The following is a 16,540-nucleotide window of genomic DNA, read 5'->3' as shown; positions in this document are numbered from 1 at the left end:
ATGACGATAGACCTCAAACTCAGAATTTCGGACGCGGCAGCACAGGACGAGAGCGAAGTGCAGGCGGTCGCCTCGGCGCTCGCCGAGCACTTCGGCGAGGACGTCGAACTGTACACGCAGTCGGGTGAGGACCTGCTCGCGAGCGCGTCAGCGCCCGCCGGTGCGGCGAGTGGCGGGAGCGGTGGCAGTGGCGCTGCCGGCTCCGGCTCTGGCTCGGGCTCCGGACCAGTCCAGAGCGCCGGCCGAAGCCGCAACCGTGGTGCCGCGCAGGACGACGACTTAGAACCAACCGAGCGTGAGGAACTGCTTCGTGAGGCGATTGAAGAGATACTCGAGGGCGGCCCCGAGAAGTACAAGGAGCGCCTCCCCGACCAGGGGAAGCTGTTCGTTCGCGACCGACTCGACCTCTGGTTCGGCGACGACGGTGGGGCGGATGACAGCGGTTCGGACGGCGACGCGGCCGGCAGCGACAGCGGGAACACCATCAAGTTCGAGGACGGCAAGTTCGCCAACTTCGACGCCGAGGACGACCTGCCCGCGGACGGTCTCATCACCGGCGCGGCGGAGTTCGAGGGCCGCGACCTGCACTTCATGGCCAACGACTTCACCGTCAAGGCGGGCTCGATGGCCGAGAAGGGCGTCGAAAAGTTCCTGCGAATGCAACAGCGCGCGCTCAAGACCGGTCGCCCCGTCCTCTACCTGATGGACTCCTCGGGCGGCCGCATCGACCAGCAGACCGGCTTCTTCGCCAACCGCGAGGGCATCGGGAAGTACTACTACAACCACTCGATGCTCTCCGGGCGCGTTCCACAGATTTGCGTGCTCTATGGCCCGTGTATCGCCGGCGCGGCCTACACGCCCGTCTTCGCGGACTTCACGATCATGGTCCGGGACGTGAGCGCGATGGCTATCGCCTCGCCGCGGATGGTCGAGATGGTCACCGGCGAGAACATCGACCTGCAGGACCTCGGTGGCCCGGACGTCCACGCCCAGCACTCGGGTAGCGCGGATCTGATCGCCGAGGACGAAGAGCACGCCCGCGAACTCGTCGCGAAACTGATCAGCTACTTGCCGGACAACAGCGACGAGAAGCCGCCCCAGACAGACGGGACAGCGCCGCGGCTCTCACCCGAGGGCATCGACGCCGTCGTTCCGCAGGAACCGAACCGCGGCTACGACATGTTCGACGTCATCGAGCGCGTCGTCGACGCCGATTCGGTGCTCGAACTGCGACCGGAGTACGGCAAGGAGATCATCACGGCCTTCGCGCGAATCGACGGCCGGCCGGTCGGTATCGTGGCCAACCAGCCAAACCACCGCGCGGGCGCGATTTTCCCCGACGCGGCCGAGAAGGCCGCCGAGTTCATCTGGACCTGTGACGCCTACGACGTGCCGCTACTGTACCTTTGTGACACGCCGGGCTTCATGGCCGGCTCACAGGTCGAGAAGGACGGCATCTTAGAGCAGGGCAAGAAGATGATCTACGCAACTTCCTCGGCGACGGTGCCGAAGCAGTCCGTCGTCGTCCGCAAGGCCTACGGCGCGGGCATCTACGCGATGTCCGGCCCAGCCTACGATCCCGAGAGCGTCATCGGCCTGCCGAGCGGCGAAATCGCGATCATGGGTCCCGAGGCCGCGATCAACGCAGTCTACGCGAACCGACTCGCGGACATCGACGATCCCGACGAGCGCGCCGACCGAGAACAGGAACTGCGCGAGGAATATCGCGAAGATATCGACATCCACCGGATGGCGAGCGAGGTCGTCGTCGACGAAATCGTCCCGCCGAGTTCGCTGCGCGAGGAACTCGAGAACCGCTTCGAGTTCTACGAGACGGTCGAGAAGGATATTCCGGACAAGAAACACGGGACGATTCTCTGAGCCTGGCTGTCGAGCGCACCCAAACCGGGTGCTGTTTTGGTTCTGGCGTCCGAATCGCCGTCCATGGCTGATCCACTGATCCGAACCAGCGACGAGATCGAGTACGAGGCCGTCGACGCTGCGGACGGACTCGAGAAGGGCGTGCTGATCGCGGACGAACACGGCGCGCCGAACTTCGCGATCCGGCGGTTCGTCCTCGAGGCGGGGGCCGAGGTTCCGGAGCATACGAACGCGGTCGAACACGAGCAGTACGTGCTGGACGGCGAGTACACCGTCGGCATCGACAACGAGGAGTACGAGGTCGAGGCGGGTGACTCGCTGCTCATTCCGGCGGGAACGGTCCACTGGTACCGAAACGAGGGCGACGAGGACGGTGCGTTCCTCTGTGCGGTCCCGAACGGCGACGACGAGATCGAACTCGTTGAGTGACGCGACCCGGTCGCAACTCATCGGGACACTACCACGACTCAACTGGGTCCAAGCGGTGTTGACTCGATACCATAAGTTACCATTGTTCACTCAAAACGGACGTTCCGCTTACCGCTCCTGATTTCCCCGATTATTTCAACCAACGGAGTTCGAAACATCCTATGCTTTCAAGAGTGATCGCTTCCCTTGGTATGATAAGCCATGGATTGGCAGACTGCAGAGCGAGAGTTCTCGAGCGACGTACTGGGAGGGGAACCACTGGGGCAGCTGTTCGAGGCGTCGGTCGAGCGAAATCCGAACGCGATCGCCCAGCAGTATCAGGGTGGAATCTACGACCGGAGTCTGGCAGGGATAGCGTTCGAGCCCGCCCCACACGGCGACTATGCGAGTCTTACCTACACCGAGATGGCCGAGATCGTCCGGCCGCTGGCGACCGGCTTTCGCGAACTCGGCGTCGAGGGCGGTGATCGGGTCGGTATCTTCGCCCAGACGCGCATGGAGTGGGCACAGACAGACTTCGCGCTGCTCGCCGCCGGCGCGGTCGTGACGACGGTGTACAAAAACTCTTCATCAGAGAAGGCTAAGTACCTGCTCGACGACCCCAATGCGGACGGCGTCGTCGTCGAAAATGCGGACGTGTTAGAGCGCGTGCTAGAAGTCGAAGACGAGCTGGACCTGGAGTTTATCGTCTCGATGGACGAGTTGGACGACGAGTACGTCGGCGCTGAGACGGAGATATATACGCTCGCGGATGTTTACGAAATCGGTGAGGAGCGACACGATCCGGACGCCTACCAGGAGTGGCTCGAGGAACGCGACCTCGACGATCTGGCGAGCATCATCTACACGAGCGGGACGACAGGCAAGCCGAAAGGGGTCATGCTCACTCACGGCAACTTCCGGACGAACGTCAACCAGGTCTATCGCCGGTACGGCCCGCGGCCGGACAAGGACGAGGACGTACCGAGCATCGACCAGGACAGCACGCTCGTCTCCTACCTACCGCTGGCACACGTCTTCGAACGAACGGCAGGCCACTTCCTGCTCTTTGCTGCGGGTGCGACCGTCGCCTACGCGGAGAGTTCGGACACGCTGAAGGAGGACTTCCAGGCCGTCCAGCCGACCGGCGCGACGAGTGTGCCGCGCGTCTACGAGAAAATTTACGACACGATTCGCGAGCAGGCGACGGAGTCCCCGGTCAAGGAGCGCATCTTCAACTGGGCGACCGACGTAAGCCGCGAGTACTACCAGGCGGACGATCCGGGGGCGATTCTGGAGTTCAAGCTCTCGGTTGCAGACAAACTGGTGTTCAGCAAGGTCAAGGAAGCGCTGGGTGGGAACATCGAGATGCTCGTCAGCGGCGGTGGCAGTCTCTCGCCGGAGCTCTGCCAGCTCTACCACGGCATGGGACTGCCCATCTTCGAGGGCTATGGCCTAACTGAAACCTCGCCAGTCGTGACAACCAACCCGCCCGAGGAGCCAAAGATCGGTACCGTCGGCCCGGCAATCATCGACTGCGACGTCACCGTCGACGATTCGATCGTGCCGGACGGCGACGCCGCCAACACGCCCGGTGAGACGGGTGAACTCCTCGTCCGCGGGCCGAACGTGACTCAGGGCTACTGGAACAAGCCCGAAGCGACGGATCGGGCGTTCACCGAGCACGCGCCGGGTGTAGACGAAGACGATGCGGGAGGTGAAGACAAGGGCAAGTGGTTCCGTACCGGCGACATCGTCACGATCCGCCCCGACGACTACATCGAGTTCCACGAGCGCACGAAACAGCTCGTCGTGCTCTCGACCGGCAAGAACGTCGCGCCTGCACCGATCGAGGACGCCTTCGCCTCGAAAGAGCTCGTCGAGCAGTGTATGGTCGTCGGCGACGGCGAGAAGTTCGTCGGCGCGCTGCTCGTGCCGAACATCGACGCGATCGAGCGTGCCGCTGCGGACGAGGGCGTCGCGCTGCCGGAGAATCCCTCGGACATCTGCAATCACGAGTGGGTCCAACACAGAATCGACCAGGCGGTCGACACGGTCAACGAGAACTTCGAGTCCCACGAGACGATCAAGGAGTACCGACTCGTTCCGATCGAGTTCACGGAGGAGAACGATTTACTCACCCCGACGATGAAGAAGAAACGCCGCGCGATCCTCGACGCGTTCGACGACGAGATCGAGTCGATCTACGCGGAGGATTCGGCCGAACAGGCACCAGAAGCCTGAGACGAATGGTGTAGCGGGTTCGGTACACCTGCTGCTGGCTCTTTTGCGTGCAGTTGTCGACCGCTCACCGGCGATCTGGGGGCAACGTTGAGATCAGAAGACAGACAAACCCCTACTCCAAGATCAGTCATCGATGGTCCTCCACCGCTGGGCGTATCGCACGAGCGCAGACGCCCTCCACCCCGGTACGACCGTTCGCTACTACTACCGAACCGGCGACTCCCTCGCAACCGTCATCGAACGAAGCGAGCGCTACGTTACGTTCGCCGGCGAGGAGTGTAACGGCCGGTTCACACACGATCAGATCGATCGACTGATTCGAGACGGACGACTCGAGGTCGTCCTCGACGACACTGATCATTATCCGCCGGCAGTCGAAGATATATTCGACCTTCCTTCCAAAAGTACACACGATACTGTCTGAGGTTGGACAACCAATTCAGATAGCTGATTTAGGTTCAAACTGAGGTGGTCACAGAACCGGTATCATTTTGCCGGAGCGCGTACCACGGTAGTGTGTATGAAACACGTCCGGGGACCGCTATGTACGATCGACGTCGGCGAACAAACAGTCGAAACCGAATCGATCGACGACGTTCTCGAGTCGTCGATCGGCGGCCGCGCGCTCACGACGAAACTCGCCCACGAGCGCATCCCGTTCGACGCCGACCCGCTCGGGCCCGAAAACCGCCTCTACTTCGCATCTGGCCCGCTCCAGCATGCAACGATGAGCTTCACGGGGCGCATGTCGGCCACCGGCGTCTCGCCGCTGACGGACGGGCTGCTCTCCTCGAACGCGGGGGGCTTCCTCTCGCGGAACTTCACCGGCACCGGCTACAGCACCGTCGAAATCGCCGGCGCGAGCGACGAGCTCGTCATCGTTCACGTCACCGACGAGGGCGTCGAGTTCGAACCCGTCCCCGAACTCGAGGAGGCCACCGTTCCCGAAACCTGTGACTACATCGACGACGAGCACGGACTCGGCTCGGAGCACACGGTCGTGATCGGTCCCGGCGGCGAGAACGAGGTTCGTTTCGCTTCGATCATGACCTCCGAGGAACGGGCGTTCGGTCGCGGCGGACTCGGTGCAGTGCTCGGTGCGAAGAACGTGAAAGCAATCACGTTCGACGGCGACTCCACCCACGAGGTCGAGATTCCATCGCTCCAGATGGAGATCCACGGCGAGGCCGCCCAGTCAGACAGTCCGATGCGTGATCAGGGGACGACCTCGGTCGCGACGTACGCGAACATGGTCGAAGCTCTGCCAACGCGGTACTTCTCGGAACTCTCCTACGAGCACATCGACGACATCAGCGGCGACCGCGTCGAGGAGAAGAAGTACAAGAAAGGCACCTGCTCGGCCTGTGCGTTCGCCTGCAAACTGCCGACGAAAGACGAGGAGACCGGCCTCGAAACCGAAGGCCCCGAGTACGAGACGCTGATGGCGTTCGGTTCGAACTCCGGCGTCGACGACATCGTCGACGTGATGAAGTCGAACAAGCTCTGTGACGAATTCGGACTCGACACCATCTCCGCCGGCGACGTCGTCGCCGCCTACCTCGCGAGCGAAGACGAGTTCGGCAACGCCGACCTCATCCACGACACCGTCGAGAAGATCGCCTACCGCGAGGGCATCGGCGACGACCTCGCAGAGGGTATCGACCGCGTCCACGACGACCTCGGCGTCGAGAACTGGTCCGTCAAGGGCATGGAGTTCGCCGCCCACGACGGGCGCACCCTGAACGGCCAGGGGCTCGCCTTCGCGACCTCGAACCGCGGCGCAGACCACATGTACGCCGAGTTCTACCCCTACGAGTACCCGCTCGTCGACGCCGACGACGCCTTCGACAAGGAGGGTCTCGAGGACAAACCGCCGAAGGTCGTCGAACTCGAGAACATCAACGCCATCAAGGACAGCGCCGTCCTCTGTAAGTTCTCCCGGAGCTTCATGACCGAAGAGCGCATCGAAACGCTGCTCGACGCCGACTACGAAGAGCTGCTCGCTCTCGGCGGCGAAATCGTCGCACTCGAGCGCCACTTCAACAACCAGCGCGGCTTCGACCGCGAGGACGACACGCTCCCCTACGAGATTCCCGGCTTCGAGCAGGGACTCGACGAGTACTACGAGGAACGCGGCTGGAACGACGATGGGACGGTTCCAGCGAGTGCACTCGAGTCGGGTGGCTCCGACGGAGCACCGGCTGACGACTGAGGCTGTGTTGTGTGTTGCTGTGCTGCTGAGCTGAGTTCTGCGCTGCCAGTGTTTTGGATCCGGGTTCTGCAGCGTCGGTCAGCGCAGAGGGGCACAAGTGCGGATTGCGTAGTGCCCTGGACAACCGGTGGCCACAGGGCGCTGTGGCTTTTGTCGATCGATGATTGGCATTCGACCTCGTACTGGAGACAGAAGGAGGAGCGTCGAACGATCGGTTTGAGTATCGCCGTTGATCCCTGCGTGGCCCAGTAGCGCTCTAGTCAGTCACTCTGACGGTCACGGAGAACGGTAGCGCTCGTCTTCCTAACGGCCTGAAACTCCGTTGAGCCACATTGGCAGCCGTTTCTCGTCCCAATTGGTTGAATCGTCCCGTCTGGCCACTTCTTGGCTGCATACGCATTTCCACAGTCGAAACATTCAGCAATCGTCCGTTCGCTCTCTCCCTCGGGCATCGTCTGTTTCCAGTTAGGGCAACAACAGCATCAAAACTACTTTTGGTTATACAACGGTTTTAAATCAGTCACTGGTTCGAATCCTCCGTTTCGGGAAGGGTGCTCCCGAGGATGTGCTTTATGCCACGGCGGAGACGAGACGCGACAGCCTGCTGTGTGATTCCAAGTTCATCGCCAAGTTCTTCCATCGTGACCTGGCGAGTCGACTCGAAGTAGCCACGATTGTATGCAAGTACCAGTGTCTCTTGCTGGGTGCCGGTAAGCGCCGCTTCAGTCTCCGTTTCGACCGGAGTAAGTGCGTGTAACTTCGTGAGTGTAATTGGGATATCCGCCTCTCTACAAGCTCGCTGAAAGTCCGCGATATCGCTTCGATCATCGCCACGGACCTCGAACGTCCACTGTTGATTCGTGCCAACGGCTTCGATGAGTGGAATCTCCATCTCAGTGAGCACGTTTAGAACACCGGAGTATTCTCGTGCCCACTCAACACGTAATAGGTACTCATCTTCAACCGAATCGACGAGGTGTATCTCGTTCACACCGGTGTGGTTGGCAAACGCACCCTCAATATCATCGACAGCGGTCCCTCGTACCCAGAAGTACGGCACGACGACAGTTTGCGACGGAACGATTCGCTCTAGCGTAACCGTTACATCTGGAAACTGGTTGAATACAGTCCCCAAGGGAAATTCATCCGATGGGACAGTGAAGGTCGCCTCGGTAGCCATCGTACGACTAGTACCACGGTGTGCATACATATCCGACAGGGAACAACTAACTCAGAACCGATATTCTCACAGCGCTGTCTTTCGCAGGGCGTGACGTCCAGTGTACGTACTGACGCCACAGCACGTACCGTGAGTCAGTGTTCAAGCCGTTGGAAGTCGAACTCGAGTACGATCCCGTCGCTGTCACTCAGAGCGTGAGTTTTGATCGGTGTTCTCGGTGGGTTCGGTGGGTTCCGTAGTGTCGGAGGAGTCAACAGTCCCGTCGCGTCCCCGATCGTTCTCGGAGTCGAACACACTGTCGTACGCTGTGGGGTTCTCGCCATCGCGACCGCTCTCTCCAGTGGTACCGAACCCACTCTCCTGCTCGTCCTCCGGTGACAGCCGGTCGTCGCCGCGAGAGCGCAACGGGGCATCGTCGGCCCGTGAGGGGTGGATGTTGAAGTTGTGGCCTCGGTACGGGTCCGTCTCCGGATCGTAATCGAGTTCGCTGCGCTCGAAGAGGTAGATGAAGAAGCCAAAGAGCGGAACGAGGAACGTAATCGCGGCCCACTTCGCTGGGGGCTCGAGCCCAACCTTTCCGGCGTCGTAGTACGTGAACGCCGTCAGCCCGACGTGCCAGGCGAGTGGAATCCCGACGACGATAGCCAGGAGCAGCAGGTCCATTGATGGCCCTACGTGCCCACGCGTTGTAAGTCGACTGCTCAACCGGACGAAAACTACCGCGGCCCTGTAAAACCGTGTTCGCAGCTAATTAACGTCGAACTCGATCGCTGCACCCTGGCCGAAGCCGACACAGAGCGTCGCCAGACCGAGGCCGCCGCCGCGCTTCTGGAGTTCGTGGATCAGCGTCACGGGGAGGCGCGCGCCGGAGGCACCCAGCGGGTGCCCGATGGCGATTGCGCCGCCGTTGACGTTGAAGCTGTCGGGGTCGATACCGAGTTCGTCGCGCGAATAGAGCGACTGGCTGGCAAAGGCCTCGTTGAGTTCGACGAGGTCGTACTCGTCGATGTCGCGGCCGTTGCGCTCAAGCAGACCACGCGTCGCGGGCACCGGACCGATCCCCATCACGGTCGGGTCGACGCCGGCGACGTTGTTCATGCCGACTTCGGCCATGATCTCGAGGTCGTTCTCCTCGGCGAATTCCTTGCTCGTGATGAGCAGCGCGGACGCGCCGTCGGATATCTGGGAGGCGTTACCGGGCGTAACGGTGCCGTCGGACTTGAAGACGGTCGGCAGTTCGCCGAGCTTCTCGGCGGTCGTGCCGGGGCGAAGGCCCTCGTCCTCGGAGACGGTGCCGTCCTCGGTTTCGATCGGGACGATTTCGTCGTCGAAGCGGCCCTCCTCGGTTGCCTCGACGGCACGCTGCTGACTCTGGGCGGCGTACTCGTCCTGCTCTTCGCGGCTGACGCCGTACTCCTCGGAGACCTTCTCGGCGGTCATCCCCATCTGGAGTTCGCCCATGTTGTACAGTTCGGCCATCTTGGGGTGGACGTTGTGGGTGTTCTCGCCCATCGCGACGCGGCTCATGCTCTCGACACCGCCCGCGATGACGGCGTCGCGGTTGCCGGCGGCGATGGCGTCCGAGGCGGAGATGACGGCCTGCATCGAGGAAGCACACCAGCGGTTAATCGTCGTCGCGGGAGTGTGCTCGCCGAGTTCGGAGAGCAGTGCGATGACGCGGGCGACGTTGTTCCCCTGTTCGTCGCGCTGCTGAGCACAGCCCCACATCAGGTCGTCGACGTCCTCGCCGGAGAGACCGGTCTCGGCCAGGATTTCGTCGATGAGCGGGACCGAGAGGTCCTCGTTACGGAGATCGGCGTACACGCCGTCCTCCTTGCCCTGTGGTGTCCGCACGGCCTTCACTACGACTGGTGTTTGTGACATACTGTATCGAAGACGCTTAACAAACTTAAATCCGGGAGAACTCGCGAGGATGCGAGGAGAGTTTACTGAATCTGCAGCCGATTACATGAAAACGGTAACCGGCCATAACGATGATTTCGTCCCATTCAAAACTGGTAGTCGATGAAACAGGTTGACTCATGCAAACGGGGAACAATCCAGTGAGCGAACCGAAGTCGACTCGGAGAACGCTGTTTCAACTGGCCGGGGCAGGGCTGGTCTCAGTTGGCGGCCTGGCTTCGAATACGGCCGGTGCGACGAGCGACCCGGACGCATCACTCGTCTTCGAAGAGCAAACGTCCGACGGGACCTCGATCACCATTGCCGAAGCGAGTTCGACTGTCGATGGAATGCTGGCAGCCCGGAGCAACGAAACCGGGGCGCTCGGACGAACGACGATCGAGGCCGGCACGACAATCGAAGACCTGACACTCGAGTTCAGCGAGCCGATCGGTGACGATAGGGAGATAGAGATTGCTGTCAGCATCTACGACGGCGAGACTGGACAGGGGATTGCCCGTGAGGTTGCGACAGTCTCCTTCGAAGACACCGTCGATGTCGTCTCCGGAGTGGAAGAACGGTTCGTTGAAGCGGATCCGTCAGCTGGATTCAACTATCCCTACTACCTGTACGCACCGGATCGGGTCTCCGATGACGAAGGGACGCCCGTTCTCGTCGAACCGAACAACACGGGGACGACAGCCGACGATCTCGAAGAACACCGTGAGGTTGCACAACGCCACATCGAGGGAGGCACCTCGCGGAGAGTCAGCGAGGAGATTGGGACACCGCTGGTAATCCCGGTCTTCCCGCGCCCAGCACAGGAGCCCGTCGACTGGTCGCACTACATACACGCACTCGACAGGGAGACGATGGGTATCGAGAGCGGTGACCTCGAGCGCGTTGATCGACAGCTTCTGGCGATGGTCGAGCACGCCCGCGGGCAACTCGAGAGCGAGGGGTACGATACCGATGACGGCGTCATGCTGAACGGGTTCTCCGCATCGGGAAATTTCGTCGAACGCTTCGCCATGCTTCACCCAGAGAAGGTGGTATCGGTTACGGCTGGTGGGCTCAATGGAATGGTCACGCTTCCCCACGAGGAGTACGACGGCCACGAGCTTCCGTTCCACGTCGGAATCGCAGACGTCGAGGAGCTCACCGGTGAGCCGGTCGATCTCGACGCGGTCGACGAGGTCAACCACTTCCTCTATATGGGAGCACAGGACGACAACGACACCATTCCGTTTGATGACGCCTGGACTGAGGACGAGCTCCGCCAGACGGCGCTCGACGTATACGGCGATGATATGATCGCGGAGCGGTTCCCAACCTGTCAGAAGGCGTTCGAAGACGCTGATGTTAGCGCACAGTTCAAGATATACGAAGACGCTGGACACAGCCCACGTGAAGCAGAAGACGACCTCATCGAATTCCATCGGAAAAGCCTCGCTGGAGAGAGTGTGAGCGAGTTCGGGGAAGCGCTCGGAACGGAACCCGTTATCGAGGTTTCGACGACAGAGCCTGCCGTCGACGAGGACGTTTCGTTCGATGCCACCGAATCGTCAGCGGGTATCGGAGCCATCGTCGCCTACACGTGGGAGTTCGGCGATGGAGAGACGGCTTCCGGTGAGACGGTTACACACGCGTTTTCCGAAGTGGGTACGCAGACTGTGACGCTTACCGTCGTCGATGACAACGGCGTCAGCACGGAGACGACGGTCGATGTGGTAGTCGGCGACGAAGTGGAGTCAGGCGACGATGATGACACTGACAGCGCGGAAACTGACGACGAAGATGATGGGGACGACGGAGCAGACGGAACTGACGACGAGGACGAAAGCGGTGAGGCTGAATCGGAAAGCGAAGACCCGGATAACGGAGCGGAAGACGAGGACACGACTGAAGACGACGAAAGCGATGCGTCGACTACCGACGACAGCGCTGCAGATACCGACGGCACCCCGGGACCAGGAATCGTCGGAACACTCGCGAGCATCGGCGGTGCAGGCTACCTACTGACGCGCCGACACGGAGACGGCGACGATACCCAGACCTAACGCTGCAGTCGACCGCGAGCGATGCAACAGCCGCTCGGAAATCGTTCGACGGACCAGTTCCTACATCGACGACATGGGTTTGGCGGACGGCGCTCCGAACAGAACCGAAAAAGCGTCCTCGAACCAAGAACCCTTATCTCGAGCCTACAGAAATAGGCGCGCATGGACGAGGACGGCCCGAAAGTCAGCACGGAGTCGGACCGATCGAACGGGACCAACGCCGACACCGAAATTGACGGCGAATCAGCAGGGGAACAACGACAAACCGTCGCCGGAAGTTCGCCTACAGAGCAATCGAGCAGCGAGGATCAAGCACGAGCGGGCGACGACACTGACCCACTGCCGAACGTCCCAGATACCGAGCCCGAAGAGTCCGATGTCCCCGAAGACATCCAGAAGTACGCCCGTTTCAAAAAGATGGACGGCGCGCAGTACGACCGCGTCAACGAGTTCCTACGCGACCGAACCTACATCACCGCCCGCGAGTGGGCCATCGCGCGGCTCTGTTCTGACTTCCGGACCGAAACCGGCGTCGAGATGACCAAAATTGGCGAGAACCTACCCGAACTCGTGCCGTTCATGACCGACACCTACACGCCCCAGGCGGTCAACCAAGCCCGCTCCTCGTTCGAAGACAAGGTCCGAACCGCCGGCGCAACCTTCCTCTACGGCGCGATGTGTGACTTCTTCACCGCCGAAGAACTCGACGACGTGATGTACGAATCTACCGAGGTCGCGAAATTCCTACTGGAGGTTGAGGGCGTCGACCTCTCCGTCGAGGACGAACTCGAGGCCGAGGAGCGGATCTCCAGCGTCATGCGCGAGGTCCGCGAGGCGAGCGAGGAATTGCGCGAGCAAGAAGACGAGTAGCCACGCACGGCGCGAACGTGGCCAGCTGGGAGCAGTCGGTCCAGACAGTTGTACCGAGTACAACCGTTCTTGCCGATGGTAATCGTCGGAAAACACCGTTTCTGAATCGGGACTATTTGGTAGCTGACTCGATACTAACCGTCCCGTTGTGCAAGCGAGTCGTGCATGACATCCCACGCGACTGACGACGCAGTCGACGACACAATCGGCGACGCAACCGAAGACGGGACGACCGACGGCGACGACGACCGCGATCGACGCGCGTCGTCACGAACCACTGCCACTACGGACTCGAGTACACCGCCAACAGCGGGTAATCTGAAGCAGAAGCAGAATTCGAGCCCGAGCCTGAGCCGCCGACAAACGATACGCGCAAGCGGCGTTCTGGGAGCGCTCGGACTGGGCGGAGTTATGGGTGGACTCGAGTACGGAACTGAACTCGGCGCAGCACAGACACGAAACACGACACAGTGTGGTCGTCCGGACGACGTGGTTCAGCTCGACTACGACGACTACGACGGCTGGGACGACGTCTATCGGCTGTCGAACGGCGATCCGGCAGCGCTCGACCTCGTTGCCGATCCGACCGCTTCCGGGAACCGGGCGTTACAGATGCGCATGCAGGAGGGCGCACATTGGGGTGCGAGCACGCACTACGATTTCGCGGACGGGCTGTTCGAACTCACCGGCCGTGTCCGGTTCGCGCTCGATACGGGCTGGGAGATGACCGGCCGGTATCCGGCGAACTGCCGGCTCTGGAACTGCGCGATGGCGCTCGGCGAGGGGAGCGCCGGCGGCGGGATGCCCGATGGGACGAACGGCTGGAGTAACCGACTGTACATCACCAACCAGGACTCGGACCCTGACGGTCCGTTCTCGCTGCTCTCGCATACGTATCACATGGACCAGAACCAGGACCACGATTTCGTCATGGAGGGTGAGCAGTACGCGCTCGGCCAGCCAGAGATCATCCCCGGAAACTGGCACGAATTCGAGTACTACGTCTGCGTGAACACCGTAACCGACGGCGCGGCGAATCCGGACGGGATCGTCCGCTACTGGCTCGACGACGACCTCGTCTACGAGCGCGAGGACCTTCGGTTCACCACGGACCACGCGGACAACATCATCGACTCGAACGGTCCCGCAGGCCACTACGGCGGCCAGTACACCGCACCGAAGAATCTCTACGCGTACTACGACGACCACTCGATGGCATTGAACGGGCGGTTCGAGTTCGGGTCCTGTTGAACCAGTTTGAACCAGTCTAAACCAGTCTAAACCAGTCTGAGCTAGTCCAAATCAGTCGTCACTCCCTCGGCGAGAACTCCCACGACTCCACGTCCGACTCCGAGAGGAACAGCGACGGATCGTCGTGGGAAAACGTCACCCACGGGTCCGTCTCCGCTGCGTCGGTCGCCCGAACGTGGATCAGCAGTTCCTCCTCGAGGAGCGCCGTCTCGAAGACGGGTTTCGCTTCGGGGAGGGTGTAAGTCACCGGGACGAAAACGGCGACCGAGTTGTCGGCGTCGCGTTCGACGGCGAGTGCGAAGCGGCGGCTGTCGTCGTGAGTGGTGTCATCCTCGTCGACCGGCAGATAGTATACTTCCGCGTCGCCGAACGTCGTCACCGAGTCCGCCACACGTTCCTCAACCTGTTCGAACGGCTCCTGATCGACGCCAACGTCGAGTCCGAAACGCTCCTCGGCCTCGCTCGGCGAAACCGACGCCGGCTCGAGGACGATCGATTCCCAGCCGTCCTCGTCGTACTCCGCGGCGATCGCGTTCGCGTCGGCGAGCAGTTCCGTCCACCGGTCGTCAGCCGTCGGTGCGTCGTCGGTCGTCGGCACGTCGTCACTCATCGCGAGCCCTCCACGGCACGATCGCCGTGCCGTCGGTCTATCGCTACGTCTGTTTGCATACTCGTGACCGACGGGCCGGAGCCCGAAAACAGTACCTTTCGCGTTCGCTCTTAGAGCAGTGTATCGTCCGCCGTGTCGGTCCTCGGTTGCTGTGCCGCCGGACCGCCGTTCGACTGGCCGCTGTCTGCCGGGCCACCGTCGCCCTCGACCGGTACAGACTCAACAGTGACGGCGTCGGAGTCGACATCGCCGATGAGCGCCTCCTCGAACCGTGCGCGGACCACAGCCGGATGTGGCTCGCCACCGGCCGCCGCAATCGTTCCAACTGAGTCAGGATCGAACGCGAGTCCGAGCGCGCCGTAGACCGACTCGAGTACCGTGCCAATCAGCTCGCGGTTGTCGACGAGCACGATCCCGGACGTGAGGGCGGCGTCCTGGCGGACGCGCTGGGCGAGGCCGACGAGTTTGCCGAGTGTCGGGTCCCTGTTTCCGCCAGCAGCGGTGAGTCGAGCCGACACCGAGTGCGAGCCGGGACAGAACGCGTCCGCCGGCTCGCCGCGCTCGGTGTCGACACCCAACTCGGAGAGTGCCCGCTCCGTCGCTTCCGTGGCGCGCTCGTAGCGCGCGTCGGTCCCACGCCGGAAGTCTTCGACCGGGTCAGCGCGCGCGAAGGCGAGCGCCGTCTCGCCGTCGTAGGCGACCGCGCGGCCACCGACCGAGCGCTCGATCGGTGCGAACCCATGGTCACGTGCAGCCTCGTAAGCCTCGTCGTACCCCTCTTGCCTGCGGTCACGCCGTCCGAAGGCGACCTGGCGGTGGGGCCGCCAGACGCGAACTGCGGGCTCGCCGGCGGCGGCGTACTCGAGTAGCGACTCGCTTGCCCGCCGGTCAGCGTCGAGCGTGTCGGCGCGGCCGCGAAGCACTCGCATACCAGTGGTGTTTGTGTCGACGCACCTAAACGCTCTCGCTGCGAGTCGTCGGTACAGTTGTGATCGATCTGACGGACACGGACGCGGTACCGCTCTCGGAGGCAGCGCTGGCTCCGTACGCCCGCTTCTCGCTGTACAACTCGCCGTATCCGGCCCACGACGCCGGGTGTGCGATCGACCTCTACCCTGGGACGCTGCGCGACGGCCGGACGACCGCCGCGCCGAGTCCCGTCGCCGGCACCGTCCGCGAGACGCGCACGGTTCGCGCACCGCCGAAACCCTACGCGCCAGAACACGACCACCTCATTCTGATCGACTGCGACGGCCCCGGTGACTGTGCGGGACTAACAGCCAGAATCCTTCACGTCGACCCCGCTGTCGAGGTCGGCGACCGCGTCGAACCGGGAGACTCGCTGGGCAAACTCGTCCGCGCCGGCTTCTTCGCGCCGTGGGTCGACAACCACCTCCACGTCGGCTTTCGGACGCCGGCACAGAACCCGTACCGTGCGTCGGGATCGGTTCCGATCGAACTCGCAGAGGCCGTCCGTCCCCGCCCACTCGCGTGGGACGGCTCGGGAACCGTCGTCGCGACCGGCGAAACGTACGCCGTCCTCGACGCGCCCACGCATCCGAATCCTGGCGACGAGTTCGTCGGGGTCGGAGCTGATAGTGATGGGAGCGAGGAGAGCGGCGTCCTCGACGGCGGGCTCCCGCATTACGACGGCGGCGGAGTGTACTCGAGTACCCGGCTCCCGTCGCAGGTCTCGCTGAACGGGGACGAACTCGGCTCGGTCGCGGATGACGGCCGGTCAGTCACGTGGGACGATGTGGTCGTCACGGCGAACGGTGATCCGATTACGGGACTGTCGCTGTTCTGTGCGCGAGATGCGGATTTCGGTGCGAAATTGATCTGTCCGGACCGAGCGTTTGGAGTCGGCGAGCCAGTTCAGGTCCGAGTTCGACGACGGTAACGAGACACAGACGCGTTCGCGG

Annotated in this window: 14 protein-coding genes; 9 read left to right on the top strand and 5 right to left on the bottom strand. The window is 62.3% G+C overall.

What is annotated here, in order from left to right; translation table 11 throughout:
• The 5 genes from BBD46_RS21130 to BBD46_RS21110 all read left to right on the top strand — a co-directional run bounded on the left by BBD46_RS21130 (position 1) and on the right by BBD46_RS21110 (position 6,745).
• Positions 1 to 1,881, top strand: a complete 1,881-nt coding sequence (locus tag BBD46_RS21130; RefSeq protein ID WP_071403617.1) for an acyl-CoA carboxylase subunit beta — start codon at positions 1 to 3, stop codon at positions 1,879 to 1,881.
• 63 nt (positions 1,882 to 1,944) lie between these two features.
• Positions 1,945 to 2,310, top strand: coding sequence for a cupin domain-containing protein (locus BBD46_RS21125; RefSeq protein WP_071403616.1), 366 nt, complete (start codon positions 1,945 to 1,947; stop codon positions 2,308 to 2,310).
• A 201-nt stretch (positions 2,311 to 2,511) separates the two neighbouring features.
• Complete coding sequence (locus BBD46_RS21120; RefSeq protein WP_071403615.1) at positions 2,512 to 4,533, top strand: AMP-dependent synthetase/ligase; 2,022 nt, start codon at positions 2,512 to 2,514, stop codon at positions 4,531 to 4,533.
• Between the two features lie 133 nt (positions 4,534 to 4,666).
• Positions 4,667 to 4,957 carry a hypothetical protein gene (locus BBD46_RS21115; protein WP_071403614.1) on the top strand — a complete coding sequence of 97 codons (291 nt, stop codon included), beginning with the start codon at positions 4,667 to 4,669 and terminating at the stop codon, positions 4,955 to 4,957.
• 96 nt (positions 4,958 to 5,053) lie between these two features.
• Positions 5,054 to 6,745, top strand: coding sequence for an aldehyde ferredoxin oxidoreductase family protein (locus BBD46_RS21110; RefSeq protein ID WP_071403613.1), 1,692 nt, complete (start codon positions 5,054 to 5,056; stop codon positions 6,743 to 6,745).
• 520 nt (positions 6,746 to 7,265) lie between these two features.
• Here BBD46_RS21110 and BBD46_RS21105 read toward each other — a convergent pair.
• The 3 genes from BBD46_RS21105 to BBD46_RS21095 form a co-directional block, all read right to left on the bottom strand.
• A complete protein-coding gene (locus tag BBD46_RS21105; protein ID WP_071403612.1) occupies positions 7,266 to 7,925 on the bottom strand; it encodes a bacterio-opsin activator domain-containing protein in 660 nt (219 codons plus the stop codon).
• A gap of 183 nt (positions 7,926 to 8,108) precedes the next feature.
• Positions 8,109 to 8,588, bottom strand: a complete 480-nt coding sequence (locus BBD46_RS23615) for a hypothetical protein (RefSeq protein WP_071403611.1) — start codon at positions 8,586 to 8,588, stop codon at positions 8,109 to 8,111.
• Between the two features lie 84 nt (positions 8,589 to 8,672).
• Positions 8,673 to 9,809, bottom strand: coding sequence for a thiolase family protein (locus BBD46_RS21095; RefSeq protein ID WP_071403610.1), 1,137 nt, complete (start codon positions 9,807 to 9,809; stop codon positions 8,673 to 8,675).
• Between the two features lie 179 nt (positions 9,810 to 9,988).
• Between BBD46_RS21095 and BBD46_RS21090 the strand changes: the two genes are divergently transcribed.
• From BBD46_RS21090 to BBD46_RS21080, 3 genes are all read left to right on the top strand, one after another.
• Positions 9,989 to 11,887: a PKD domain-containing protein gene (locus tag BBD46_RS21090; protein ID WP_171908261.1), complete on the top strand. Its 1,899-nt coding sequence runs from the start codon at positions 9,989 to 9,991 to the stop codon at positions 11,885 to 11,887.
• A 162-nt stretch (positions 11,888 to 12,049) separates the two neighbouring features.
• Positions 12,050 to 12,757, top strand: coding sequence for a DUF5806 family protein (locus BBD46_RS21085; RefSeq protein WP_071403608.1), 708 nt, complete (start codon positions 12,050 to 12,052; stop codon positions 12,755 to 12,757).
• 165 nt (positions 12,758 to 12,922) lie between these two features.
• Positions 12,923 to 14,008: a hypothetical protein gene (locus BBD46_RS21080; protein WP_139173736.1), complete on the top strand. Its 1,086-nt coding sequence runs from the start codon at positions 12,923 to 12,925 to the stop codon at positions 14,006 to 14,008.
• Between the two features lie 58 nt (positions 14,009 to 14,066).
• Here the strand turns inward: BBD46_RS21080 and BBD46_RS21075 are convergent, their stop codons facing one another.
• The gene (locus tag BBD46_RS21075; protein ID WP_071403607.1) at positions 14,067 to 14,618 is read right to left on the bottom strand and encodes a DUF7529 family protein; all 552 of its coding nucleotides are present in this window, start codon (positions 14,616 to 14,618) and stop codon (positions 14,067 to 14,069) included.
• 110 nt (positions 14,619 to 14,728) lie between these two features.
• Positions 14,729 to 15,547, bottom strand: a complete 819-nt coding sequence (locus BBD46_RS21070) for a lipoate--protein ligase family protein (RefSeq protein WP_071403606.1) — start codon at positions 15,545 to 15,547, stop codon at positions 14,729 to 14,731.
• Positions 15,548 to 15,606: 59 nt separating this feature from the next.
• On the opposite strand from BBD46_RS21070, the gene BBD46_RS21065 reads away from it, so the two are divergent.
• Positions 15,607 to 16,518 carry a hypothetical protein gene (locus tag BBD46_RS21065; RefSeq protein ID WP_071403605.1) on the top strand — a complete coding sequence of 304 codons (912 nt, stop codon included), beginning with the start codon at positions 15,607 to 15,609 and terminating at the stop codon, positions 16,516 to 16,518.
• Positions 16,519 to 16,540 lie beyond the last annotated feature (22 nt).

This window comes from Natrialba sp. SSL1 (assembly GCF_001861355.1).
Taxonomy (GTDB): domain Archaea; phylum Halobacteriota; class Halobacteria; order Halobacteriales; family Natrialbaceae; genus Natrialba.
Note: the sequence above shows the minus strand (reverse complement) of the source record. Positions and strands in the feature narration are given on the sequence as shown.